This window comes from Dietzia sp. Die43 (assembly GCF_024519835.1).
Taxonomy (GTDB): Bacteria; Actinomycetota; Actinomycetes; order Mycobacteriales; family Mycobacteriaceae; genus Dietzia; species Dietzia kunjamensis.
In genome coordinates, this window is record NZ_JALJRF010000074.1 from 1 (window position 1) to 378 (window position 378).

General features: G+C 58.7%; 1 protein-coding gene. It reads left to right on the forward strand.

The genetic code is table 11. The features are described 5' to 3' along the window. Positions 1-256: 256 nt before the first annotated feature. On the forward strand, positions 257-378 hold a 122-nt coding region (locus tag NR111_RS18880), incomplete at its 3' end, for an RNase adapter RapZ (RefSeq protein ID WP_374210762.1).

Here is a 378-nt window from a genome sequence, read left to right on the forward strand (position 1 = left end):
CAAAACCCATTTGCATACCCTGTCGCTGGTCGCCAAACGCCTGGCCGACAAAACCGTATGCCGCCGCCTGCGCGCCGCGCAAAGCGACGAAGAACTTTACCAAATCATCACCGAGTGATACCCGGTCGGCGTGACTTCCAGCCCGGATAACGTTACTGTTTCACGATGATGGATCCGGCCTCGGCCGGAATAACAAAGTTTACACCGGTGGCGATGAACGCCGCCGCGATGCCAGGGGAGTTGCCACATGGTGCTGATGATTGTCAGCGGCCGTTCCGGTTCCGGAAAATCCGTCGCCTTGCGGGCGCTGGAAGACATGGGTTTTTACTGCGTTGACAACCTGCCGGTGGTTCTGCTGCCGCAGCTCGCCAATACGCT